Raw genomic sequence first — 25,184 nt, 5'->3', positions numbered from 1 at the left:
CACCGATCGGCGCGCCGTTGCCGTCGTGTTCGTGTGGAACACTCCCCATCCTACGACCGACCGCTGACCTTCTCGTTCCACCCCGCCCGGACACCCCTGGTCGCGGTCGGCGGGACACCGATGTGCCGTGCCGTCTGGTGGTGCGCGAGCAGCTCGTCGCCGACCGCCTCCCACGTCGTGCCCTCGACCCGGAGCCGACCGGCCGACCCCATCCGCTCGGCTCGGGAGCGGTCCAGGTGCAGCCCGACCACCGCGGCCCGGAGCCCGTCCGCGTCGTCCGGGTCGTAGAGCTCGCCGTCGAGCCCGGGGGCGACGAGGTCGAGCGGCCCGCCCGACGCCGGTGCCACGACCGGGAGCCCCGCGGCGTGGGCCTCCTGCAGGGTCTGCCCGAAGGTCTCGGCGGGGCCGGTGTGCACGAACACGTCGAGCGCCGCGTACGTGTCGGCGAGGGCGTCCCCGCGGAGCGGCCCGGTGAACGTCACGTCCAGGTGGCGGAGTCGTCGCTCCAGGAACTGCCGGGAGGGCCCGCCTCCTGCGACCACGATCCGGATGCCCGGGACGCCGCCCAGGTCCGCGAGCCGCTCGACCTCCTTCTCCGGTGCCAGCCGGCCCACGTAGCCGACGATGGTCTCGCCGTGCGGGGCGATCCGCCGCCGCATCGCCCGGACGTGCGCGGTGCGGCGACGGGCCGGGTGGAACAGGGCGGTGTCGACGCCGCGCCCCCACCGGGCGACGCGCGGCACGCCCTCGGCCTCGAGCATCGCGGCGGTGGCGCTCGACGGGGCGAGCGTCAGCGACGCCCCGGCGTGGATGCGGCCGAGGATCCTCCGCACCAACGGGACGGTCGCGGTCAGGCCGTTGCGGCGGGCGAACCCGGCCACGTCGGTCTGGAAGACGGCGACGGAGGGGATGCCGAGCCTCCCGGCCGCCGTGATCGCGCGCCCGCCGAGCAGGAACGGACTGGCGGCGTGCAGGACGTCGGCGCCGGAGGCGGCGAGGATCGTGTCGAGGACCGGATGGGGGAGGGCGACCGGGAACTGGCGGTACGCGACGGCCGGGACCCGGTGGACGTCGAAGGAGCGATGCCGCTCGATCTCCGTCCTGGACCGGAACTGCGCGAGCCCCGGGGTGTCCGGCGCGATCACGACCGCGCGGTGGCCACGGCGCTCCAGGTGGTCGAGGACCGCCAGGACGCTGGTGGTCACGCCGTTGAGGGTGGGCAGGAAGCTCTCGGTCACGACGGCGACGGTCCGTTGGGACGTGCCGCGCTCCACGCTGCGTGCGTTCATGGCGTCTCCGATGCTGCGCGGGCCACGTGTCCTGGCGGGGGGTGGGGACGTGAACGGGCGGCGCTCTGCCGGTGAACGGATGCGGGATCGGTGCGGGAAGCCCTCAGGGTCCTCCCGGGAACACCGATAGGTTGTGGCTGTGGCAGACCCCCTCGACGACTTCTACGCGATCATCCCGGCCGGCGGCATCGGTTCCCGTCTCTGGCCGCTCTCGCGTGCCGACGCCCCCAAGTTCCTGCACGACCTGACCGGGTCGGGCACCTCGCTCCTCCGCCAGACGTGGGACCGGCTCGCACCGCTGGCCGGCGAGGGACGGATCATGGTCGTGACCGGTCGGGCGCACCGCGTCGCCGTCGAGTCGCAGCTGCCCGGTGTGCAGGACCACAACGTCGTGCTCGAGAGCGAACCGAAGGACTCCACGGCGGCCATCGGCCTCGCCGCGGCGATCCTGCACCGCCGTGAGCCCGACGTCGTCATCGGCTCCTTCGCCGCCGACCACGTGATCGGTGACGCCAGGGGCTTCCGCCGCTCCGTCGCCGAGGCCGTGGCCGCCGCCCGCGCCGGGTACGTCACCACGATCGGCATCACGCCCTCCGAGCCCGCGATCGGCTTCGGCTACATCCACGTCGGCGCCTCACTCGGCATCGAGTCCGCCCCGCAGGCGCACGCGGTGACCGCGTTCGTCGAGAAGCCCGACCTGGACACCGCCTCGGCGTACCTGGAGGACGGCAACTACCTCTGGAACGCCGGCATGTTCATCTCCCGCGCCGACGTGCTGCTCGAGGAGATCGGCCGCAACGAGCCGAAGCTCCTCGCCGGCATCGAGGAGCTCGCCGCCGCGTGGGACACCTCCTCGCGCGGAGCCGTCGTGGACGCCGTGTGGCCGGAGCTGAAGAAGATCGCGATCGACTACTCGGTCGCCGAGCCCGCAGCCGCTGCCGGTCGCCTGGCCGTGGTCCCCGGGGACTTCGACTGGGACGACGTGGGCGATTTCGCCTCCCTCGCCAAGCTGCAGTCCGGCGGGCTCGCGAACCACCTGGCCGTCCTCGGCGACGGCGCCAGGATCCTCGCGGACTCCTCCAGCGGCATCGTCGTCTCGCACAGCCAGCGGCTCATCTCGCTCATCGGGGTGGAGGACATCGTCGTCGTGGACACCCCGGACGCGCTCCTCGTCACGACGAGCGCGAACGCCCAGCGCGTCAAGGGCGTGGTGGACGCGCTGAAGATCAGCGGGCGGGACGACGTCCTGTAGCGCTCCACCGTTCGCGGGCCCTGCGTTACGGGCGCGTTACGGCGCGGTCGCGATCCCGTAACCGATCCACAGGGCGGTCCCGAGGGGTCCTGTACCGGCCAGGCGGTCGTGTACTGTCGCCACGATCGCCCGGTGCGCAGTGACCGGGCCAAGCTCCCCGGAGGAACCCACCCGTGTCATCTCGTACCCGTCAGATCGCCATGAGCGGTCTCGCGCTCGTCGGCACCGTCGCCGTGCTCGCCGGCTGCTCGGCAGCCCCGTCCAGCACCGCGACGTCGAAGAAGTCCGACTTCCTGCCGTGCATGGTCTCCGACGCCGGCGGCTTCGACGACAAGTCCTTCAACCAGCTCGGCTTCGAGGGCATGGTCTCGGCTGCTGACGATCTCGGCTCCCAGTACAAGAAGGCCGAGTCGAAGGACGCCACCGTCTACGACTCGAACATCCAGCAGCTCGTCACGCAGAACTGCAACCTCGTCGTCACCGTCGGCTTCAACCTCGCCGCGGCGACGAAGAAGCAGGCGGCCGCGAACCCCGACACGAACTTCGCGATCATCGACGACAACTCGATCGACGCCAAGAACGTCAAGCCGATCACGTTCGACACCTCGCAGGCCGCGTTCCTCGCCGGCTACGCGGCGGCGTCCTACTCGAAGACCGGCACCGTCGGCACCTTCGGTGGCATGCAGATCCCGACCGTCACCATCTTCATGGACGGCTTCGCGGACGGCGTCAAGTACTACAACGAACAGAAGAAGAAGGACGTCAAGGTCGTCGGCTGGGACGAGGACAGCCAGAAGGGCTCCTTCACCGGTGGCTTCGAGGCCGGCACGCAGGCCAAGTCGGTCGCGCAGTCGCTCCTCGACCAGGACGCCGACGTGATCCTGCCCGTCGGTGGCCCGATCTACCAGAGCGCCGCAGAGGCCATCAAGGACGCCGACAACGGCTCCGTGCTGGTCGGCGCGGACAGCGACCTCTACGAGGCCGACCCCCGCTACAAGGACATCGCCTTCACCTCGGTGGAGAAGGGCATGAAGCCCGCCACGAAGGACGTCGTCGAGCAGGCCGCCAAGGGCGACTTCTCGAAGACCCCGTACGTCGGCACGCTGGAGAACGACGGCGTCGGCATCGCCCCCTTCCACGACTACGAGTCGAAGGTCGACAAGGGCCTGCAGGGCGAGCTGGACGACATCAAGGCCGGCATCATCGACGGCTCGATCAAGGTCGCCACGAAGGCGACCGTCAAGTAGCACGACCGGTGCGGGCGGGGGATCACTCCTCCGCCCGCATTCGTGCGCTCCGCACCACCCGCGACAGGAACTGAAAAGACCGACATGAAGCTCGAACTCCGCGACATCACGAAGCGGTTCGGCCCCCTGGTGGCGAACGACCACATCTCCATCACCGTCGAGCCCGGCGAGGTCCACTGCCTGCTCGGTGAGAACGGTGCCGGCAAGTCGACGCTGATGAACGTCCTCTACGGCATGTACCAGGCCGACGAGGGCGAGATCCTGCTGGACGACGTCGTCCAGGCGTTCGACGGTCCCGGCGACGCGATGCGTGCGGGCATCGGCATGGTGCACCAGCACTTCATGCTCGTGCCGGTGTTCACGGTCGCCGAGAACGTGATGCTGGGACAAGAGGAGACGGCGTTCGGCGGCCGCCTCGACCTGGCCGGTGCCCGGAAGCGGGTCCGCGAGATCTCCGACCGCTTCGGCTTCGACGTCGACCCGGACGCCCGCGTCGAGGACCTGCCCGTCGGTGTCCAGCAGCGCGTGGAGATCATCAAGGCGCTCTCCCGCGACGCCTCCGTGCTGGTGTTCGACGAGCCGACGGCCGTCCTCACCCCGCAGGAGACCGACGAGCTGATGGGCATCATGCGCCAGCTCCGCGAGGCCGGCACCGCCATCGTCTTCATCACCCACAAGCTCCGCGAGGTCCGCGAGGTCGCCGACCGCATCACCGTGATCCGGCTCGGCAAGGTCGTCGGCGAGGCCTCGCCCACCGCGTCCAACGGCGAGCTCGCCGCGCTCATGGTCGGCCGCAGCGTCTCGCTCGTCGTCGACAAGGCCCCGGCCACCGCGGGCGAGGACGCCCTCGTCGTCGAGCACGTCACCGTGACCGACCCGTCCGGCATCGTGCTCGTCGACGACGTGTCGTTCACCGTCCGTCGTGGCGAGGTCCTGGCGATCGCGGGCGTGCAGGGCAACGGCCAGACCGAGCTCACCGAGGCGATCATGGGCCTCGAGCCCGTCCGCTCCGGCCACATCGTGCTCGACGGCCGCGAGGTCACCGGGCGCAGCGTCAAGCAGATCCTCGACGCCGGCGTCGGGTTCGTCCCCGAGGACCGGAAGGAGGACGGCCTGGTCGGCGAGTTCACGATCGCGGAGAACCTGATGCTCGACCGCGCCGACTCCGCCGAGTTCGTCCGCGCCGGCACGATCCGGGCCGCGGAGCGCGACACCTTCGCCGACGAGAAGATCGCCGAGTTCGACATCCGGACCCCTGGTCGCACCACCGCGGCCGGTCGGCTGTCCGGCGGCAACCAGCAGAAGATCGTCCTGGCCCGCGAACTCAGCCGCGACCTGCGCCTGTTCGTCGCCGCGCAGCCCACGCGTGGAATCGACGTCGGCTCGATCGAGTTCGTGCACAAGCGCATCGTCGCGACGCGCGACACCGGCGTCCCGGTGATCGTCGTCTCCACCGAGCTCGACGAGGTCGTCGCGCTCGCCGACCGGATCGCCGTGATGTACCGCGGTGCGATCGTCGGCATCGTCCCGGCGACCACGCCGCGCGACGTCCTGGGACTCATGATGGCGGGCGAACTGCCCGCGGGAACGGAGCTCGCCGCGTGAGCGACACCACGCCGCAGCACGGGGGCACCACGCCGCCGTCCGACAGCAGCACCCCCACCGACGCCAGCACGGTCGACGGCAGCGCCGTGGACGGCAGCACCGCCGCCACCCCCACCGGCACTCCGGCGTCCGACGACCGCCTGCAGGACGTCGCCGCCGGTGCCCCGCACCTGATGACCGACTCGGCCACCGACAGCGAGCGCCGTGAGGGCCGCTGGAGCGACGCGATGCAGAGCATCGTGAACGGCTCGGTCCTGACGACCGTGCTCGCCGTGGTCCTCGCCCTCGTCGCCAGCGGCATCCTCATCGCCCTGACCGACAAGGACGTCCAGGCCGCGGCCGGGTACTTCTTCGCCCGGCCGCTCGACACCCTGCGGGCGATCGGCTCGGCCGTCGGCGGGTCGTACGCCTCGCTGTTCCAGGGCTCGGTCATCAACTTCGGTGCCCCGACGGCTGCTGCCGCGATCGCGCCGATCACCCGGTCGGTCGACTACGCCGTGCCGCTCGTCGTCGCCGGGCTCGGCGTCGCCGTGGCCTTCCGCGCCGGCCTGTTCAACATCGGCGGCCAGGGGCAGGTCCTCATCGCCGCCGGTGCCGCCGGGTGGGTCGGGTTCTCGTTCGACCTGCCGGCCGCGGTGCACATCCCGCTCACGATCCTCGCCGGCATCGTCGGCGGTGCCGTCTGGGCAGGTCTCGTCGGGCTCATCAAGGCGCGGACCGGTGCCAACGAGGTCGTCTTGACGATCATGTTGAACTACGTCGCCCTGTACCTGCTCGCCTTCGCCCTGCGGACCCCCGGGCTCCTGCAGGCCGGCGGCAGCCCGAACCCGATCTCCCCGGCGACACGGGACAGCGCCCTGCTGCCCGGGCTCTTCGGCCCGCGCTTCGGGATCAACGTCGGCTTCCTCGTCGCGATCGCCGCGGTGGTCGTCGTGTGGTGGCTGTTGAACAAGTCCTCGCTCGGCTTCCGCTTCCGGACGATCGGCGAGAACCCGCGTGCGGCCCGCGTCGCCGGCATGAGCGTGCCCCGTCTGACCATCTGGGTCCTCGTCATCTCCGGCGGGCTCATCGGCATCGCCGGTGCCTACCAGGTGGAGGGCGCGGTCACGACCGGCTTCACGTCCGGCATCGACGCCGGCATCGGCTTCGACGCCATCACCGTCGCGCTCCTCGGTCGCTCCAAGCCGTGGGGCACCTTCTGGGCGGCGATCCTGTTCGGCGTGCTGAAGAACGGCGGGTACGCCATGCAGGCCGCCAACGGCATCCCGATCGACATCGTCGACGTCATCCAGGCCCTCATCGTCCTCTTCATCGCGGCCCCGCCGCTCGTCCGCGCGATCTTCCGGATCCCGCAGCCGGGTGCTCGTCGACGCACCAAGCAGCCCAGCAAGCGGAAGGCGGTCGCCGCGTGAGCACCCTCAGCCCCACCGCGGTCCCGGCGACCCCCGTCGCCGCCCGAGAAGTCGAGACCACGAGGAGCTGGAAGGCCCCGATCGCGTTCGCGGTGTTCACCGTGCTCGCCGTGGTCCTGTTCCTCGTCGTCCGCCGGAGCGGCACGACGACGTTCCGGCTCGCGAACGCCGGCGACTTCGTGCAGCTCCCCGACGTCGGCCTGCCCTCCGTCGGCACCGGTGTGGTCGTCGTCGTGCTGCTGGCCCTGGCCACGGCGGCGTCGTTCCTCCTGGTGTCGCGGTTCCGCCCCGTGCCGCTCTGGCTGACCAGCGTCTTCGCGGTCCTGTTCGTGATCGGGTTCCTGACCTGGGCCGCCGCGGGCAAGACCATCCCGCTGCCCGGCCTGCTCGTCGGCGCGATCGGCCTCAGCGTCCCGCTCGTGTTCGGTGCCCTCGGCGGGGTCATCTCCGAGCGCGTGGGCGTCGTGAACATCGCGATCGAGGGCCAGTTCCTCGCCGGTGCCTTCACCTCGGCGCTCATCGCCTCCCTGACCGGCTCGGCGTGGGTCGGCCTGGTCGGTGCCCTCGTCGCCGGCGTGCTCGTGTCGTTCGTCCTCGCGGCGTTCAGCATCAAGTACCTCGTCGACCAGGTCATCGTCGGTGTCGTCATCAACGCGTTCATCTCGGGGCTCACCGGCTTCCTGTACTCGCAGGTGCTCTCGCCGGACGAGGAGCGCCTCAACGTCGGCGTGACCTTCCCGCGCTTCGAGATCCCCGTGCTCCACCAGATCCCGGTGATCGGTCCGGTCTTCTTCGAGCAGACCGTCATCGTCTACCTGGCGTACGTCGCCGTCGCGGTCGTCACCTTCGCGCTGTTCAAGACCCGCTGGGGCCTGCGCCTCCGCGCGGTCGGCGAGCACCCGGAAGCGGCGGACACCGTCGGCATCAACGTCACCGGCACGCGGTTCTGGAACGTCTCGCTCGCCGGGGCGATCGCGGGACTCGGCGGTGCGTACTTCACGCTCGACGCCGTCGGCCCGTTCACGAAGGACATGACCGACGGCGCGGGCTACATCGCGCTGGCGGCGGTCATCTTCGGGCGCTGGGACCCGGTCCGCGCCACGCTCGCGGCGCTGCTGTTCGGCTTCGCGTCCAACCTGCAGAACACGCTCGGGGCGATCAACTCGCCGGTGCCGAGCGAGTTCCTGCTGATGCTGCCGTACGTCGTCACGATCTTCGCGGTGGCCGGCCTGGTGGGCCAGTCGCGGGGACCGGCCGCCGCCGGCAAGCCCTACTTCAAGAGCTAGCCAGGAGGCCCGGCACATGACCGACACGAACGCTGCGGGTGACCAGGGGGTCACCACCGACCCGACGACCGGCGAGCCCTCCTGGACCGACCCGGCCACGAGCCTCCCGTCCGATCCGGACGCCGCGATCGACGCGAGCGTCGACGTGGACTGGACCGCCCTGCGGGAGGCGGCGACGACCGCCATGGGGCGGGCGTACGCGCCGTACTCCTCGTTCCCGGTGGGGGCGGCTGCGCTCACCGACGACGGCCGGATCGTCTCCGGCTGCAACGTCGAGAACGCCTCGTACGGGGTCACCCTCTGCGCCGAGTGCTCGCTCGTGTCGCAGCTGCACATGACCGGCGGCGGCAAGCTCGTCGCGTTCACCTGCGTGGACGGTGACGGCGCGACGCTGATGCCGTGCGGGCGCTGCCGCCAGCTGCTGTTCGAGCACTCGGCCGAGGGCATGCTGCTCGAGACCGTCTCCGGCATCCGCACCATCGACGAGGTGCTCCCCGACGCGTTCGGGCCGCGCACCCTCGTCACCTACCAGCAGGAGCACTGACATGGCCGTCGAGCCGTTCGACACCGTCGACCTCATCCGCACGAAGCGCTCGGGCGACACGCTGAGCACCGCCGAGATCGACTGGCTGGTCGACGCCTACACGCGTGGGTACGTCGAGGACCCGCAGATGGCGGCCTTCGCGATGGCGGTCTTCCTGAACGGGATGGACCGGCGCGAGGTCAAGGACCTGACGCTCGCGATGATCGCGTCGGGGGAGCGGATGTCGTTCGGCTCGCTCGGCAAGACGACCGTCGACAAGCACTCCACGGGCGGGGTCGGCGACAAGATCACGCTGCCGCTCGCGCCCCTCGTGGCGTCGTTCGGCGTCGCCGTGCCGCAGCTGTCCGGGCGCGGCCTCGGGCACACCGGCGGCACGCTCGACAAGCTCGAGTCGATCCCGGGGTGGCAGGCCTCGATCTCGAACGAGCGGATGATGTCGGTGCTGCAGGACGTCGGCGCGGTCATCTGCGCCGCCGGGTCCGGCCTGGCCCCTGCGGACAAGAAGCTGTACGCGCTCCGCGACATCACCGGCACCGTCGAGTGCATCCCGCTCATCGCGTCGAGCATCATGTCGAAGAAGATCGCCGAGGGCACGGGCGCGCTCGTCCTCGACGTGAAGTTCGGCTCCGGGGCGTTCATGCCGTCGTACGAGGCCTCGCGGGAGCTCGCGCAGACGATGGTGGACCTCGGCACGGACGCCGGTGTCGCCACCTCGGCGCTGTTGACCGACATGGAGGTCCCGCTCGGGCTGACCATCGGCAACGCGCTCGAGGTCCGCGAGTCGATCGAGGTGCTCGAGGGTGGCGGTCCGGCGGACGTGGTCGCGTTGACTCTCTCGCTGGCGTCCGAGATGCTCCGGCTCGCCGGGCTGCCCGACGCGGACCCGGCCGCGGCGCTGGCCGACGGCCGCGCCATGGACACGTGGCGCCGGATGATCGCGGCGCAGGGCGGGGACCCGTCCGCAGACCTGCCGGTCGCGCGTGAACAGCACGTCGTCACGGCGCCGGCCTCCGGGGTGCTCGCCACCCAGGACGCGCTCCCGTTCGGCATCGCGGCCTGGAGGCTCGGTGCGGGTCGTGCGCGCGCCCAGGACCCGGTGCAGGCCGGGGCCGGCATCGAGCTGCACGCGAAGCCGGGCGACACCGTGACCGAGGGGCAGCCGCTCTGGACACTGCACACCGACGAGCCGTCGCGGTTCGAGCGGGCGCTGGAGTCGCTCGAGGGCGCGTGGTCGATCGGGTCGGCGGCCGAGCCGCGCGGGCCGATCGTCCGGGAGCGCATCCAGGGCTGAGCGCTGGGTCGGGGCGGTGCGCTGACTGCGTCGCTGCTGGCTCGGGGGGATAGCCTTGGGCCATGAGCGCCGACGACGCCCCCACGTACCGACTGCCCGACGCGGGTGCCGTGATCAACGACCTGCCGAAGGTCTCGCTGCACGACCACCTCGACGGCGGACTCCGCCCCACGACGATCATCGAGCTCGCCGACGCGGCAGGTGTGGCGCTGCCCACCACCGACGCCGACGAACTCGCGCGCTGGTTCGCCGACCAGTCGGACTCCGGCTCGCTCGTCGAGTACCTGAAGACCTTCGACGTCACCACGAGCGTGATGCAGACGGCGCACGGCCTGACGCGCGTCGCCCGTGACTTCGTCGAGGACCTCATCGCCGACGGTGTCGTCTACGGCGAGGTCCGATGGGCGCCCGAGCAGCACCTGCAGGGCGGCCTGACCCTCGACGAGACGGTCGAGGCCGTGCAGGCCGGCATCGAGGAAGCGGTCGACGCCGCCGGCGGAGCGATCCGTGTCGGGCAGCTCGTCACGGCGATGCGGCACGCGGACCGGTCCCTCGAGATCGCGGAACTCGCCGTCCGGCACCGCGACCACGGTGTCGTCGGGTTCGACATCGCCGGCGCCGAGGCCGGCTTCCCCGCCTCGAAGCACCGCGCGGCCTTCGACTACCTCGCATCCGAGCTGTTCCCTGTGACGGTGCACGCGGGCGAGGCAGACGGGCTCGCGTCGATCCGTTCGGCGCTCGTCGACGGTCGGGCGCTCCGCCTCGGCCACGGCGTCCGGCTGTTCGAGGACGTCCAGCTCTCCGACGGCGGCGACGGCTCCACGCTCGCCTCCCTCGGTGAGATCGCGTCGTGGGTGCGCGACCGGGAGATCCCGCTCGAGCTCTCGCCGTCCTCGAACCTCCAGACCGGGGCGATCGCGGCGTGGGGCGACGACCTCGCCGACCACCCCTTCGACGTGCTGTACCAGCTCGGGTTCCGCGTCACGGTGAACACCGACAACCGGCTGATGAGCAACACGACGCTGACGAAGGAGCTCGCGCTCCTGGCCGGCACCTTCGGCTACGACCTGGACGACCTCGCCGCGTTCCAGATCAACGCGGCGCTCGGCTCGTTCCTGCCGCTGGAGGACCGCGAGGAGATCATCGCCCTCATCACCGCCGGGTACGCGGAGGCCTGATCGCGATGGGCCTGCCGCCGCTGTCCGACGACGCCGTCGTGCTCGGGGCGTCCGCGCCCTCGTGGCGTGACGCGCTCCGGCTGGCCGGCGGCGCCCTCGTGCGGTCCGGCGCCACGACGGACGCCTACACCGAGGCCATGGTCGCCATGGTCGAGGAGCACGGCCCGTACATCGTCATCTCGCCGGGCCTGGCCTTCGCCCACGCGCGCCCGGGGGACTCGGTCCTCCGGGACGGGTTGTCCGTGGTGACGCTCGCGCAGCCCGTGGCGTTCGGCCACCCGCACAACGACCCGGTCGACGTCGTCCTCGGGCTCGCCGTGGCGGGCGTGGGGACGCACCTCGAGTCGATCGGTGCGATCGCGAACCTGTTCAACGACGCCACCGTGACTGCTCGTCTGGCGGCGGCGACCACGCCGGACGAGGTCCGGGAGATCATGGGGGTCCCAGCGTGAAGATCGTGACCATCTGCGGCGCGGGGATCGGCTCGAGCGCCATCCTCAAGGTGAACGCCGAGAAGGCGCTGGCCACGCTCGGGCTGTCGGCCGAGGTCGTCGCCGCCGACGTGGCCTCGGTCCGCGAGGTCTCCGACGACGCCAACGTCATCCTCACGTCGCAGGAGTTCGTCGAGGCCATCGGGACGACCTACGCGGAGGTCATCGTCATCCGGAACCACTTCGACCAGCAGGAGATCACGGCGGCTGTGGAGAAGTCCCTGGGCGAGGCACCGGCCCCGTAGCATTGCTCCATGGCCAGCACGAACCCGCTCAACGACCCCTCCGTCGACCCGTTCGACGTCGCCCGTGACGCCGCGGCGGTGATCGCCGAGCAGTCCGGCATCGACCGCCACGACATCGCCCTGACGCTCGGTTCCGGGTGGGGCAAGGCCGCCGACCTCATCGGCGAGACCGTCTCCGAGATCCCGGCGTCGGACGTCCCCGGGTTCAGCGCGTCGGCGGTCCCCGGGCACTCCGGGACGGTGCGCTCCATCCGCCTCGCCGACGGTCGGCACGCCCTCGTGATCGGCGCGCGGACCCACTACTACGAAGGCCACGGTGTCCGTCGGGTCGTGCACAGCGTGCGCACCGCCGCGGCGACCGGTGCCACGACGATGGTGCTCACGAACGGCGCCGGCGGCATCAAGGAGTCCTGGGTCCCCGGCACGCCCGTGCTCATCAGCGACCACATCAACCTGACGGCGGACAGCCCGCTCGAGGGCGCCACGTTCATCGACCTGACGGACCTCTACTCGGCACGGCTCCGGGCGGTCGCCAAGCAGATCGACCCGTCCCTCGACGAGGGCGTCTACACGCAGTTCCGCGGGCCGCACTACGAGACCCCGGCCGAGGTCCAGATGGCCAAGGCGATCGGCGGGCACATCGTCGGCATGTCCACCGCGCTCGAGGCCATCGCGGCCCGACAGGCGGGCATGGAGGTCCTCGGGTTCTCCCTCATCACGAACCTGGCCGCCGGCATCCAGACCACGCCGCTGTCCCACGCCGAGGTGCTCGAGGCCGGCCGCGTCGCCGAGCCGGTGATCGCGGACCTGCTCGCCCGGGTGGTGGCGGCGCTGTGACCCCGCCCACGGGGACGGACTCCTCGGGCAGCGCCGGCACGCTCGACGTCGCGCGTGCGTGGCTGGCGCAGGACCCGGACCCGGAGACCCACGACGAGCTCGACGCCGTCGTCACGGCCGCTGCCAGCGGGGACACCGCGGCGCTCGCCCAGCTCGAGGAACGCTTCGCCGGACGGCTGCAGTTCGGCACCGCCGGGCTCCGCGCCGAGCTCGGGTGGGGGCCACTGCGGATGAACCGGGTCGTCGTCACGCAGGCGGCCGCGGGGCTCGCCCGCTTCCTCGTCAACACCGGCCGGCAGCGCAGCGTCGTCATCGGCTACGACGGCCGTGTCAACTCGGACGTCTTCGCCCGGGACTCGGCCGAGGTCATGCGGGGCCTCGGCCTCGACGTCACCCTGCTGCCCACCGCCCTGCCGACCCCCGTGCTGGCGTTCGCCGTCCGGCACCTCGGCGTCGGTGCCGGCGTCATGGTCACCGCGAGCCACAACCCGCCGCGGGACAACGGCTACAAGGTCTACCTGGGCGGGGACGACGACGGCTCCCAGATCGTCCCGCCGGTCGACGCCGAGATCGCCGCCGCGATCGACGCCGTCGCAGCGGGCACGATCACCGACCTGCCCCGCGGGACCGACCACATTGTCGCCGACAGCAGCCTGGTCGACGCCTACGTGGCCGCCACGGCCGCGACCGTCGGTGTACCGGCACTCCCGCCGGCCGAGCAGCCCTCCGTCGTCTACACGGCCATGCACGGCGTCGGGTGGCAGACCGCGAAGGCGGTGTTCGCCGCCGCCGGGTTCGCCGAGCCCGCGGTCGTCCCCGAGCAGATCGACCCGGACGGGGCCTTCCCCACGGTGGCCTTCCCGAACCCGGAAGAGCCGCGCGCGATGGACCTGGCGATCGCGCGCGGTGTCGCCGTCGGCGCGGACCTCGTCATCGCGAACGACCCCGACGCCGACCGCCTGGCGCTGGCGATCCCGTCCGGTGGCTCCTACCGTCGGCTCTCCGGCAACGAGGTCGGGTGGCTCCTCGGCTGGCGTGCCGCCGCGCGCGCCGCCGAGGCCGGCCAGACCGGCACCCTGTCGGCGTCGATCGTGTCCTCGCCCGCGCTGGCCCGGGTCGCCGCCCGGTACGGCCTGCAGCACCGGGACACCCTGACCGGCTTCAAGTGGGTCTCCCGCGTCCCCGACCTGCTGTTCGGGTACGAGGAGGCGCTCGGCTACCTCGTCGACCCGCAGGTCGTGCGCGACAAGGACGGCATCTCGGCGGCGCTCTCGCTGCTCGACCTCGCGACGGAGCTCGCCGCGTCCGGGTCGACCATCGCCGACCAGCTCGATGCCTTCGCCGCCGAGTTCGGGGCGTTCGCGTCGGGGCAGGTCGCCACCCGGGTGGACGACCTCGCGCGCATCGGGGAGGTCATGGCAGCGCTGCGGTCCTCGCCGCCGAGCACCCTCGGGCCGCTCGACGTCCTCGCGACGACGGACTACGCGTCCGGCGTGCAGGGCTTCCCGCCGTCGGACATCCTGCGCTACGACCTCAGCGGCGACGCCCGGGTCATCGTCCGTCCGAGCGGGACCGAGCCCAAGGTGAAGGTCTACATCGACACGGTCGCCGCGACCTCGGCCGAGGCCCAGTCCCTCGTCGACGCCCTCGCCGACGCGATCCGCCCCCGCGTCTCGTAGCGGCGCTCCCGGTGGGAGCGCGCCGCCCCCGCTCGCCCCGAATCGCGCCCCGTCGCGAACATCGCGCCCCGTCACACCGGGGCGCGATGTTCGTTGCGGGGCGCGACCTCGTGGGGTTCACCCGCGAACCCGCGGGGGCCAGTCCTCCACACCGAGGGCGACCGAGCGTCCTTCCACCGACGAGGCGGTGGAGCGGTGAGCACTCCGGTGCCGATGCCACGCTCAGCGCATGAGCATCGAGATCCTGTCAACGGGAGCGGGCGTCGACGCCGCGACAGGGGCCAGCACCCGGCGGGCAGCCGCACGCGGAGAACTCCTCCGGCTCCGACGTGGTGACTACGTCGAGCGGACTTCGTGGGACGAAGCTTCCCAGCACGACCGACATCGGGCCTTCGTCCATGCGCTGATGCGGTCGCAGCCGGATGACCTGATCGTGTCGCACGCGTCCGCGGTGGCGCTGCTCGGACTGCCGTGGATCGGCTCGTTCGGGGAGCGCCTGGTGGTTTCGGACCCCGCTCGGGACCGTGGTCAGGTCAAGGCGACGACACAGCGCGTGGGAACGGCGAGCAGGGTGCCGGACACCGTGAGGATCGACGGCATCGCGGTGACGTCCCCCATCGTGACCGCCGTGGACGTCGCGCTGCGCGAGCACCCGTGGCGCGCCATCGTCGTGCTCGACGCAGTGCTCCGGCGTGGCGAGGCTCGTGACGCCCTGCTCGCCGAACTGGACCGCCGTCCTGGTGCACGAGCGAGGGCCCGTGCACGTGACCTCATCGAACACGCGGATGCTGCGGCGGAATCACCGGGCGAGAGCATCACGCGGTGGGGTGCCCACGTGCTCGGTGCTCCGGAGCCGGTGTTGCAGCACGGGTTCCCGAACGACGGGGGAGGCACGGAGCGGGTCGACCTGTTCTTCCCCGGCTCGGGCACCGTCGTCGAGTTCGACGGCGTCGCGAAGTACACCGATCCGCGCTACCGGGGAGGACGCTCGTCGCAGGAGGTCGTCGTGGCCGAGAAGCGCCGGGAGGACCGCCTTCGCGCGCAGCACGACGTCCGTGGCTTCGCCCGCGTGGGGTGGGCCGACTCGATGCCTAGCGGGCAGTTGCCGCGTCGACTCCTCGAAGCCGGGGTCCCCCTCAGCCCGAACTGGGGCTCAGCCTGGCGTGCCGCAGCGGTTCGCGCCCTCTGACGGACATCGCGCCCTGGTGTGATGGGGCGCGATGTCCAGAGCGGGGCGCGATCACGCGGTACAGCACAGCGGCCAGCCGCAGACGGCGCCAGCGCCGCTCAGCCGCGGCCGCGCGCCCCGACCGCCGCCGCGGCCGCGCCGCCCCGCGCTACGCGAGCTCGAGCAGGACGTGGCCGGACGAGATCGTCTGGCCGACGGGGGCGTCGAGCGCCGTGACGACGCCGTCCTTGTGGGCCTGCACGGGCTGTTCCATCTTCATGGCCTCGAGCACGACGAGCAGGTCGCCCTTCACCACGGTGTCACCCTCGGCGACCGCGAGCTTCACCACGGTGGCCTGCATCGGCGACGTGACGGACGACCCCGTCGCAGCACGGCCGCCCTTCACCGCGGACGAGCGACGACGAGGGGGAGCGGAGGGACCAGCCGGACGACGAGCAGCAGCGGCGGCGCCACCCCCGACGATCGCGGGCATCGTGACCTCGATGCGCTTGCCCTGTACCTCGACGACGACGGTGTCGCGGTCGCCGGGGGTCGGCAGCTCCTCGGGGGAGCCGCTCCAGGGCGGGATGTCGTTGACGAAGTCGGTCTCGATCCACTGCGTGTAGATGCTGAACGGCTCGTCGTCGGAGGTCGCGAACGCGGGGTCCGACACGACCGCGCGGTGGAAGGGCAGCACAGTGGGCAGCCCGGCGACCTCGAACTCGGCGAGGGCTCGACGTGCGCGCTCCAGTGCCTCGGCGCGGGTGGCACCGGTGACGATGAGCTTCGCGAGCATCGAGTCGAAGGACCCGGACACGACGTCGCCGGACACGACGCCCGAGTCGACGCGGACACCGGGACCGGACGGCGCGTTGAACACGTGCACCGGGCCGGGCGCGGGGAAGAAGTTGCGGCCGGGGTCCTCGCCGTTGATGCGGAACTCGAACGAGTGCCCGCGCGGCGTCGGGTCGGCGTAGTCGAGCACGCCACCCTCGGCGATGCGGAACTGCTCGCGCACCAGGTCGATGCCGGTGACCTCTTCGGACACGCAGTGCTCGACCTGGAGGCGGGTGTTGACCTCGAGGAACGACACCGTGCCGTCGGCCCCGATGAGGAACTCGCAGGTGCCGGCACCGACGTAGCCGACCTCGCGGAGGATCGCCTTCGACGACTCGTAGAGCAGGGTCTGCTGCGCGTCGGTCAGGTACGGCGCGGGCGCCTCCTCGACGAGCTTCTGGTGCCGACGCTGCAGCGAGCAGTCGCGGGTGGACACGACGACGACGTTGCCGTGCGCGTCGGCCAGGCACTGGGTCTCGACGTGCCGCGGCTTGTCGAGGTACTTCTCCACGAAGCACTCGCCACGACCGAAGGCTGCGATGGCCTCGCGCGTCGCCGACTCGAACAGCTCCTCGATCTGGGACCGTTCGCGCACGACCTTGAGTCCACGACCACCGCCGCCGAAGGCGGCCTTGATCGCGACGGGCAGCCCGACCTCGTCGGCGAACGCGACGACCTCGGAGACGTCCTGCACGGGCTCGATGGTGCCGGGAGCGAGCGGTGCGCCGACCTTCTCGGCCACGTGGCGCGCGGAGACCTTGTCGCCGAGGCGCTCGATGGACTCCGGCGACGGGCCGATCCAGACCAGCCCGGCGTCGAGCACGGCGCGGGCGAAGTCGGCGTTCTCGGCGAGGAAGCCGTAGCCCGGGTGCACGGCGTCGGCGCCGGACCGTCGGGCGACGGACATGATCTTGTCGATGACCAGGTACGTGTCGGCACTCGTGGTGCCGTTCAGCGCGTAGGCCTCGTCAGCGAGGCGGGCGTGGAGGGCGTCACGGTCCTGGTCGGCGTAGACGGCGACCGAGGCCGTGCCAGCATCGCGGGCCGCACGGATGATGCGGACGGCGATCTCGCCGCGGTTCGCGATGAGGACCTTGCTGATACGGGGCATGACACATCAGCGTATTCGCGGAGGCGCAGACGGAATTGAGCGGCATCCACAACAAAGCACCGGAAAAGCAGGTGGATGTCTACAGTGCCCAGAAGTCGTGCCAGGAGACGCCGAACCCCCGCAGCAGCATCAACCGGAGCACCGGGAGCGACAGTCCGACGACGGCCGACGGCGCTCCGTCGATGCGCGTGATGTACGCCGCGGCGCGCCCGTCGATGGTGAAGGCCCCGGCGACCTCGAGCGGCTCACCCGTGGCCACGTAGGCGTCGATCTCCTCCGGGGACACGTCGTCGGCGAAGGTCAGCACCGCGCTGTCCACGGCGACGACGTGATCGCCCTCCACGACGAGGGCCGACCCGCCAGGGGCGACGGGTCCCAGGGACGGGACGGTCCCGGGGGACGCCAGCGAGGCCGTGGGGCCGGCCACGTCACGGACTGGAGGCTCGGTGCGGGCCCGCCCCGGTCCTCCCGGCAGCCCGGTGGTCGCGTCGCGGCGCCGGTCGACGACGCAGTGGCCGCTCCACAGCGTGCCGCCGCCGGCGGCGAGCATCTGCCGCCAGCGCTCCCGGGCCACCTCCGGGTCGTGCGGCTTGCCGTACAGGTGCCCGTCGACCTCGAACGCGGAGTCGCCACCGAAGACGAAGCCGTCCACCGGCGACCCGGCGACGGACGCGTCGGCGACCGCGTCGGCCTTGGCGACGGCGAGGAGCGCGACGAGCTCGGGACCGGTGAGCTCGCGCCCCAGCGCGTCGCGGGCGGTGGCTGCGGCTGCGTCCTCGTCGACCCCGGGTGCGACGAGGACCGGCTCGATCCCGGACTGGGCGAGGAGTGCTCGGCGGGCGGGGGAGGTACTCGCGAGGTACAGACGCATGGGAACATCGAACCATGGGTGAATCGGTCGGAACACTGCTCGAACTCGACGTCACCGGGATCGCACACGGCGGCATCTCGGTGGCACGGCACGAGGGGCGCGTGGTGTTCGTCTCGGACGCGATCCCGGGGGAGACCGTCGTCGCCCGGGTGACCGAGGACCGGAAGAAGTCGTTCTGGCGCGCGGACGCCGTCAGCGTCCCGACGCCGAGCGAGCACCGGGTGGACCACGTCTGGCCGGAGGCCGGTCTCGACCGCGACCCCGCCGAGCGCCCCGGTGGTGCGGAGTTCGGCCACATCGCGCTCGCCCACCAGCGCACCCTCAAGCACGACGTGCTCGTCGACTCCTTCTCGCGGTTCGCCCACGTCGACCTCGCCGAGGTGCTCGGCCACGACGTCGTCGTCGAGGCGGCACCGGGTGACGACGCCGCGAACGGCCTCGGCTGGCGTACCCGCGTCCGGCTGCACGTCGACGAGGAGGGCACCGCCGGTCCGTTCGCCGCCCGGTCGCACACGGTCGTCCCGGTGGCGGGGCTCCCGCTCGCGACGGCGACGGTGCAGGAGAGCGCCCCGCTCGCCCGTGGCGCCATGCCGGGGGCGTCGGTCCTCGACGTCCTCGCGCCGAGCGGGTCCGAGGGCGCGCGCCTCGTCGTCGACGAGCAGGCCCCGACCGCCGTCACCGAGGTCGTCGGCAACCGCACCTTCACCGTGGACGACACCGGCTTCTGGCAGGTGCACCGCGCCGCCGCGAGCGTCCTGACCGAGGCCGTGCAGGACCTCGTCGACCGCGACCGCCTCGACGCCGACGGCATCCACCTCGACCTGTACGGCGGGGTCGGGCTGCTCGCCGCGGCCGTGGGCGACCTCGTCGGCCCGAAGGCCCGCCTGACCAGCGTCGAGAGCGGCGGCCGGGCGACCGAGCACGCGCAGGAGAACCTCGCCGAGTGGATCGGCGCCCGCGCCGAGCCCGGGCGCGTCGACCGGTGGCTCGCCCGCACGGTGCAGACCGCGTCGCGCAGCGAGCTCGACCGCTACCGCGCCGGCACCGTCGTGCTCGACCCGCCGCGCTCCGGCGCCGGTCGTGAGGTCGCCGTGCAGATCGCCGCACTGCAGCCCGCGCAGGTCGTCTACGTCGCCTGCGACCCGGTGGCACTGGCCCGCGACGTCGCCACGTTCGCCGACCTCGGGTACCGACTCGAGGCCCTCCGCGCCTTCGACCTGTTCCCGCACACGCACCACATGGAGGCCGTCGCGCGGCTGGTCCCGGTCGCGTAGCGCACACGTCCCGGTCGCGGAGCGCACACTGTGTGTGGCGACATCTGAGGCTGGGTCCGACCTGGGTATCCTGGTCGTCGTTGGCAACTCGGTTTCAGGGGCCGGGTGTCGACGGACGAGAGGGCATCGTGGCTGCAGACACCATCACCACAGCAGGAACGACCGACGCGAGCACGAGACCCGTGCGCGTCGCGATCGTGGACGACCACGAGTCCGTGCGGCTCGGGATCCAGGCAGCGTGCCAGAACGAGGGCTTCGAGGTCGTGCTCACCGCGGCCAGCGTGCCGGAGTACATCGCGAACCTCGACGCGCGTGAGGTCGACGTCGTCGTCCTCGACCTGTCGCTCGGCGACGGGTCCACGGTGACCGAGAACGTCAAGGGCGTGCAGGGGACCGGTTCGGCCGTCCTCGTGCACAGCATCGCCGACCGCGTCGCGAACGTCCGGGAAGCACTGGCGGCAGGGGCCGCCGGCGTGATCCCGAAGTCGTCGGCGACGAAGACCGTGATGGCGGCCGTCGCGACCGTGGCCCGCGGGGACGTGCTCAACAACCTCGAGTGGGCGAGCGCCATCGACGCGGACCGGGACTTCGCCAAGGCGCAGCTCGGCCGTCGTGAGCGCGAGATCCTGCACCTCTACGCATCGGGGCTGCCGCTCAAGCTCGCCGCGCAGCAGCTCGGCATCGGCTACTCGACGGCGCGCGAGTACCTCGACCGCATCCGCGTGAAGTACGTGGAGATCGGGCGTCCGGCGCCGACGAAGGTCGACCTGCTCCGTCGTGCGGTCGAGGACGGCATCCTGCCGGGGCTCGACTCGGGCGTCGACCCGGACGCCGACAACCGCTGACGCCGTCCTCGTCGATGACGAACGAGCTCGCACCGTTCGGTGCCGACCCGTCGCGGAGCGTCCGGGCGACGGTCACGCAGGGGTCCGTCGAGCGGTCGTTCGCGATCCTCCTCGCGGTGTTCGCGATCGGGTTCGGGCTGGCCAACGCGCCACAGGTCGCCAAGCAGCTGCCCTACCTCGACCCGGTGTGGGGTGTCGTGGTGCCGTCGGTGCTCGCTGCGGCGTTCTTCCTGGTCGGGGCGTCCGTCTTCGTGCAGCGCCTGGTCCAGCCCGCGCAGATCGCCACGGCGATGCTGTTCCTCCTCGCGCTCGTCTCCTGGCCGTTCACGGTCGCGGAGGCCATCCCAACCGTGCAGCATCCGTGGCCCTGGTGGCTCTGCAACATCGGGACGATCGCCGCCGCGATGGGGTTCGCCACGTGGCGGGCCACCGTCTACAACGCCGTCGTGCCGATCGTGTTCGTCATCATCCGCCTCACCCCGGTCGGCGGCGGCGTCTCGGTGACCACGGCGGTCCTGGAAGGCGTGAACATCGGCATCCTGGGCGGCGCGGCCCTGGTGCTCATCGTGATGCTCCGTCGGGCTGCGGCGTCGGTCGACTCGGCGCAGGCGACCGCGGTCCGGCGGTACTCGCACGCGATCCGGGAGCACGCGACCGAGGTCGAGCGCGTCCAGGTCGACGCGATCGTGCACGACAGCGTGCTCACCACGCTGCTCTCCGCCGCCCGGGCCGACACCCCGGACGCGAAGACGCTGTCCGCGCGGATGGCCCGGAACGCGCTCGACCACCTCGCTGCCGCGGCCACCGACGGGCCCGGTGAGGTCCCCCCGGTCGCGCTGCCGGAGCTCCGCGCGCGCATCACCGACGCGGTGGCGTCGCTGCCGGCTCCGGTGCGCGTGGAGGGCGGTCCCCTCGGCCCCACGACCCTGCCGGCGGCAGCCGCTGACGCCATCGCCTCGGCTGCGTTGCAGGCAGCCGTGAACAGCGTCCAGCACGCCGGCGACGGGGTCGCGCGGTGGATCACGGTCGACGAGGTGGTGGGAGCAGTCGTCCAGGTCGAGGTCGCCGACGACGGCTCCGGCTTCGACGTCGACGCCATCCCCGCGGAACGCCTGGGCGTCCGCCGGTCGATCGTCGAGCGCGTGGCCTCGGCCGGCGGCCTCGCCGAGATCAGGACCGCTCCGGGCCGTGGCACGCACGTGGTCCTCACCTGGCCGGCACCCGCGGCGGTGGACGCGTGAAGGTCTCGGTCCCCGCCGGCGTCGCGACCGGGCTCGCCGCGCTGTTCTCGCTCTACCACCTGGTCCTCGCGACGACGACGCTGTTCTGGGTCCCGAACGTCGGGCCGATCATCGCCTGCATGGTCCTCTACGCGGCTGCCACGGGTGCGGCGCTGCTCGTGCGCGGGTCGGCGCTGCCGGTCTGGACGGCGTGCTTCGCCCTGGCGACGGCGATCATGATGCCGCTCGTCGCGGCGCCGGTGGTGGACCCGTCCCCGGGGGCGGACCACGTGAACGGCACCTGGTGGGTGGCCGCCATCGGCACGCTCATGGTCATCCTCGTCGTCCGCCAGCGAGCCCCCTTCGCCTGGGTCGGTGTGCTGGCCCTCACGATCACGACCGTCGCCTGGGCCGGCATCGACGCGTTCGGTGGCCTCGGGGTCCTCGGCAGCGTCTCGTGGGTCGTCATCGCGTCGGCGTTCACCGCGGCGATGAACCGTGCCATCCGGATCCAGCGCGACTTCATCCGCGCCGAGCAGGAGACCGTCGACTGGCAGGCCGCGCAGGACGCCCACGTGTTCGAGCGGCAGTTCCGCCTGAGCCAGACCACGCGGATGGCCCGGCCGATGCTGCAGCGGATCATCGACTCCTGCGGTGGTCTGTCCGACGACGAGCGCACCGAGTGCCTGCACCTCGAGCAGGCCATCCGTGACGAGATCCGCGGCCGCTCGCTGCTCTCCGACGACGTCCGCGACGAGGTCATGCGACTGCGGCGCCGCGGTGCCGTGGTGCAGCTCCACGACGACGGCGGGCTCGACGAGCTCGAGGTCGACGATCTCCGCCGCATCCACAGCGAGCTCGCCGACGCGTTGCGACAGGCGCACGACGCCGACAACGTCATCGTGCGGACGGTGCCGGAGGGTGCCGACGCAGCCGTGACGGTGGTCGGGCTGCGGCTCGACCTCGCCGCGAGCGAGTCTGCGGCGCTCGGCGCCGGCTCCGACGACGAGGACGACGACGACTCCGCCGTCGCCGTGTGGCTCGAGATCCCCCGGCACGAGACGGTCTGAGCCGGCGTCGCGACGACATGGTCGTCGTCGTACGACAGCGACGGTGTCGCGACGGCCTGGAGGCTCGGCGCGGGTCCGCCTCGTCGGGCGCCCGGTCGGCGCGCCGCCACGTCAAGCGACAAGGTCGAGGTCGTACGACAGCGATGGTGTCGTTCCGAGTCGGGAGCGGGGCCGGGCCCGGGAACGACGCCGCGAGCGCGGGACGAGCCCGGAAACGGGGAACGGGCCGGTCGAGAACTCGACCGGCCCGTTCACGACCCGAGGCAGAGCGGCAACCCGAATGTCGCCCTGGCTCGCAGCGGTCAGTGACGTCGTACCCTAGTCGGCCACTGACCGGCGATGTTCTTCTGAGAAGGACACCGAACACTGATTACTATGCCTGCTGCCAAGCCCCGTGTCAGTCGTCATTATGGGGGACAATTCCTGCGGGTTCTGTCCCCATCGGCGTTTCCTGCCCCCCGGTCGAGGGGTGCGCACGCGGGGAAGTGCACGCTGCAACGCGGAAACCGGCGGATACCGGTGGGTACGCGAGGGGTACAACCAGTGCCGTCGTCGTACCCCTGGTGTGCAGACGGCTCAGCGGAGGGACCGCGACCAGGCTCCCGGACCGTGCGGCAGCGGACCGCGGAGCCCGCGCGCAGCGGACTCCCACCCGACCCGCGGGGAGACCTCGACGCGTGCCGGACCCGCCGCAGCGGCTTGGTCGGCCTGGTGCTGCAGCACGGCGATGACGGCCGCGAGTTCCTCGGGCGACGGGTCCCCGGCGACGACACGGACGTCCGCGACAGCACCGCCGTCCGAGACGTCGCCGGCCGTCGCCCCGTCCAGCGAGCCCGTCACAGGGGGATGTTCCCGTGCTTCTTGGGCGGCAGCGTCGCGCGCTTGCCCCGGAGTGCCCGGAGCGCCTTGATCACGGAGACGCGGGTGGCGTGCGGCTGGATGATGCCGTCGAGCTCGCCGCGTTCGGCCGCCAGGTACGGCGAGGCCACGTTGTACGTGTACTCGTTCGCCAGACGGGAGCGCACGGCGGCGACGTCCTCGCCGGCGTCCTCGGCGCGCTTGATCTCGGACCGGTACAGGATGTTGACCGCACCCTGACCGCCCATCACGGCGATCTCGGCGGTCGGCCACGCCAGGTTGATGTCCGCGCCGAGCTGCTTCGAGCCCATCACGATGTACGCCCCGCCGTAGGCCTTGCGCGTGATCACCGTGACGAGGGGGACGGTGGCCTCGGCGTAGGCGTACAGGAGCTTGGCGCCGCGGCGGATGACCCCGGTCCACTCCTGGTCGGTGCCGGGCAGGTAGCCGGGCACGTCGACGAGGGTCAGGATCGGGATGCTGAACGCGTCGCAGAACCGGACGAAGCGCGCGGCCTTCTCGCCGGCGTCGATGTTCAGCGTGCCGGCCATCGCCTGCGGCTGGTTCGCGATGATGCCGACCGTGCGGCCCTCGACCCGACCGAACCCGATGAGGATGTTCGGCGCGAAGAGCGGCTGGACCTCGAGGAAGTCCCCGTCGTCGACGACGTGCTCGATGATCTGGGTGACGTCGTACGGCTGGTTCGTCGAGTCCGGGATGACGACGTCGAGCTCGCGGTCCGCGTCGGTGGTCTCGAGCTCGGGGGCGACGTCGTACGCGGGGGCGTCGGAGAGGTTGTTGTCCGGCAGGAAGCCGATGAGCGACCTGGCGTAGTCGAGCGCGTCGGACTCGTCCTCGGCCAGGTAGTGCGCGACACCGGACACGGCGTTGTGCGTCTGGGCGCCGCCGAGCTCCTCGAAGCCGACGTCCTCGCCCGTGACGGTCTTGATGACGTCGGGGCCGGTGACGAACATGTGGCTGGTCTTGTCGACCATGATCACGAAGTCGGTGAGCGCGGGGGAGTACACCGCACCGCCGGCAGCCGGGCCCATCACGATCGAGATCTGCGGGATGACCCCGGAGGCCGCGGTGTTGAGGCGGAAGATCTCGCCGTACTTGCCGAGCGCGACGACGCCCTCTTGGATCCGGGCCCCGCCGGAGTCGAGGATGCCGATGATCGGCACACCCGTCTTCATGGCGTGCTCCATCACCTTGATGATCTTCTCGCCGGCGACCTCGCCGAGGGAGCCGCCGAAGACGGTGAAGTCCTGCGCGTACACCGCGACCTGGCGGCCGTGGATGGTGCCGAAGCCGGTGACGACCGCGTCGCCGTAGGGCCGCTTGGCCTCCATGCCGAAGGCGTGGGTGCGGTGCCGGACGAACTCGTCGAGCTCGACGAAGGAGTTCTCGTCGAGGAGCTGCTCGATCCGCTCGCGCGCCGTCGTCTTGCCCTTGGCGTGCTGCTTCGCGATGGCGGCTTCGCCCGCTGCGGTCACGGCTTCGTGGTACCGCACGCGGAGGTCGGCGAGCCGGCCGGCCGTCGTGGAGAGATCGGGGGTGTCACCTTGAGTCAC

Annotated in this window: 22 protein-coding genes; 17 read left to right on the top strand and 5 right to left on the bottom strand. The window is 71.8% G+C overall.

All coding sequences use genetic code 11. The annotated features are described in order from the left end of the window. Window positions 1-50: 50 nt before the first annotated feature. Window positions 51-1,289, bottom strand: a complete 1,239-nt coding sequence (locus BIU98_RS03665) for a glycosyltransferase family 1 protein (RefSeq protein WP_254787783.1) — start codon at window positions 1,287-1,289, stop codon at window positions 51-53. 139 nt (window positions 1,290-1,428) lie between these two features. On the opposite strand from BIU98_RS03665, the gene BIU98_RS03660 reads away from it, so the two are divergent. The 13 genes from BIU98_RS03660 (at window position 1,429) to BIU98_RS03600 (ending at window position 15,545) form a co-directional block, all read left to right on the top strand. Continuing rightward, window positions 1,429-2,541: a mannose-1-phosphate guanylyltransferase gene (locus BIU98_RS03660; RefSeq protein ID WP_071271605.1), complete on the top strand. Its 1,113-nt coding sequence runs from the start codon at window positions 1,429-1,431 to the stop codon at window positions 2,539-2,541. Window positions 2,542-2,714: 173 nt separating this feature from the next. Next, complete coding sequence (locus BIU98_RS03655) at window positions 2,715-3,788, top strand: BMP family protein (protein WP_071271602.1); 1,074 nt, start codon at window positions 2,715-2,717, stop codon at window positions 3,786-3,788. An 84-nt stretch (window positions 3,789-3,872) separates the two neighbouring features. Beyond that, window positions 3,873-5,393 carry an ABC transporter ATP-binding protein gene (locus BIU98_RS03650; RefSeq protein ID WP_071271599.1) on the top strand — a complete coding sequence of 507 codons (1,521 nt, stop codon included), beginning with the start codon at window positions 3,873-3,875 and terminating at the stop codon, window positions 5,391-5,393. A 173-nt stretch (window positions 5,394-5,566) separates the two neighbouring features. Next, window positions 5,567-6,805, top strand: coding sequence for an ABC transporter permease (locus BIU98_RS03645; protein ID WP_083392943.1), 1,239 nt, complete (start codon window positions 5,567-5,569; stop codon window positions 6,803-6,805). Continuing rightward, window positions 6,802-8,091 carry an ABC transporter permease gene (locus tag BIU98_RS03640; protein WP_071271596.1) on the top strand — a complete coding sequence of 430 codons (1,290 nt, stop codon included), beginning with the start codon at window positions 6,802-6,804 and terminating at the stop codon, window positions 8,089-8,091. Before BIU98_RS03645 ends, BIU98_RS03640 begins: the two co-directional genes overlap by 4 nt. Window positions 8,092-8,218: 127 nt before the next feature. Next, on the top strand, window positions 8,219-8,635 hold the full coding sequence (locus BIU98_RS03635) for a cytidine deaminase (protein WP_071271663.1): 417 nt from the start codon (window positions 8,219-8,221) through the stop codon (window positions 8,633-8,635). Window position 8,636: 1 nt separating this feature from the next. Next, window positions 8,637-9,926 (top strand): thymidine phosphorylase, encoded by a 1,290-nt coding sequence (locus BIU98_RS03630; RefSeq protein WP_071271593.1) that lies wholly within the window; start codon window positions 8,637-8,639, stop codon window positions 9,924-9,926. Between the two features lie 62 nt (window positions 9,927-9,988). Next, window positions 9,989-11,104: an adenosine deaminase gene (locus tag BIU98_RS03625; protein ID WP_071271590.1), complete on the top strand. Its 1,116-nt coding sequence runs from the start codon at window positions 9,989-9,991 to the stop codon at window positions 11,102-11,104. Between the two features lie 5 nt (window positions 11,105-11,109). Continuing rightward, a complete protein-coding gene (locus tag BIU98_RS03620; RefSeq protein WP_071271587.1) occupies window positions 11,110-11,556 on the top strand; it encodes a PTS sugar transporter subunit IIA in 447 nt (148 codons plus the stop codon). Next, window positions 11,553-11,840: a PTS sugar transporter subunit IIB gene (locus tag BIU98_RS03615; protein WP_071271584.1), complete on the top strand. Its 288-nt coding sequence runs from the start codon at window positions 11,553-11,555 to the stop codon at window positions 11,838-11,840. The genes BIU98_RS03620 and BIU98_RS03615 overlap by 4 nt, the downstream gene beginning before the upstream one ends. Window positions 11,841-11,849: 9 nt before the next feature. After that, window positions 11,850-12,677, top strand: coding sequence for a purine-nucleoside phosphorylase (locus tag BIU98_RS03610; RefSeq protein WP_071271581.1), 828 nt, complete (start codon window positions 11,850-11,852; stop codon window positions 12,675-12,677). Next, on the top strand, window positions 12,674-14,356 hold the full coding sequence (locus BIU98_RS03605) for a phospho-sugar mutase (RefSeq protein ID WP_071271578.1): 1,683 nt from the start codon (window positions 12,674-12,676) through the stop codon (window positions 14,354-14,356). Before BIU98_RS03610 ends, BIU98_RS03605 begins: the two co-directional genes overlap by 4 nt. 229 nt (window positions 14,357-14,585) lie before the next feature. After that, window positions 14,586-15,545, top strand: coding sequence for a hypothetical protein (locus BIU98_RS03600; protein ID WP_139200544.1), 960 nt, complete (start codon window positions 14,586-14,588; stop codon window positions 15,543-15,545). 148 nt (window positions 15,546-15,693) lie between these two features. Here the strand turns inward: BIU98_RS03600 and BIU98_RS03595 are convergent, their stop codons facing one another. After that, a complete protein-coding gene (locus BIU98_RS03595; RefSeq protein WP_071271572.1) occupies window positions 15,694-17,472 on the bottom strand; it encodes a biotin carboxylase N-terminal domain-containing protein in 1,779 nt (592 codons plus the stop codon). 79 nt (window positions 17,473-17,551) lie between these two features. Then, window positions 17,552-18,343 (bottom strand): nucleoside triphosphate pyrophosphatase, encoded by a 792-nt coding sequence (locus tag BIU98_RS03590; RefSeq protein ID WP_071271569.1) that lies wholly within the window; start codon window positions 18,341-18,343, stop codon window positions 17,552-17,554. 14 nt (window positions 18,344-18,357) lie between these two features. Here BIU98_RS03590 and BIU98_RS03585 point away from each other — a divergent pair, with 14 nt between their 5' ends. From BIU98_RS03585 to BIU98_RS03570, 4 genes are all read left to right on the top strand, one after another. After that, window positions 18,358-19,617, top strand: coding sequence for a class I SAM-dependent RNA methyltransferase (locus BIU98_RS03585; protein WP_071271566.1), 1,260 nt, complete (start codon window positions 18,358-18,360; stop codon window positions 19,615-19,617). A 128-nt stretch (window positions 19,618-19,745) separates the two neighbouring features. After that, entirely contained in the window at window positions 19,746-20,462 is a 717-nt protein-coding gene (locus tag BIU98_RS03580; RefSeq protein WP_254787782.1) for a response regulator transcription factor, read from the top strand. Between the two features lie 14 nt (window positions 20,463-20,476). Beyond that, window positions 20,477-21,703: an ATP-binding protein gene (locus BIU98_RS03575; protein WP_071271563.1), complete on the top strand. Its 1,227-nt coding sequence runs from the start codon at window positions 20,477-20,479 to the stop codon at window positions 21,701-21,703. Then, window positions 21,700-22,752 carry a hypothetical protein gene (locus BIU98_RS03570; RefSeq protein WP_071271560.1) on the top strand — a complete coding sequence of 351 codons (1,053 nt, stop codon included), beginning with the start codon at window positions 21,700-21,702 and terminating at the stop codon, window positions 22,750-22,752. The genes BIU98_RS03575 and BIU98_RS03570 overlap by 4 nt, the downstream gene beginning before the upstream one ends. A gap of 576 nt (window positions 22,753-23,328) precedes the next feature. Here the strand turns inward: BIU98_RS03570 and BIU98_RS03565 are convergent. Next, entirely contained in the window at window positions 23,329-23,592 is a 264-nt protein-coding gene (locus BIU98_RS03565; protein WP_254787781.1) for an acyl-CoA carboxylase subunit epsilon, read from the bottom strand. Further along, a complete protein-coding gene (locus tag BIU98_RS03560; RefSeq protein ID WP_071271557.1) occupies window positions 23,589-25,184 on the bottom strand; it encodes an acyl-CoA carboxylase subunit beta in 1,596 nt (531 codons plus the stop codon). Before BIU98_RS03560 ends, BIU98_RS03565 begins: the two co-directional genes overlap by 4 nt.

It is taken from the genome of Curtobacterium sp. MMLR14_010, from assembly GCF_001865015.1.
GTDB lineage: Bacteria > Actinomycetota > Actinomycetes > Actinomycetales > Microbacteriaceae > Curtobacterium.
The sequence above is the reverse complement of the archived record's forward strand: the minus strand, read 5'-3'. Positions and strand labels throughout refer to the sequence as shown.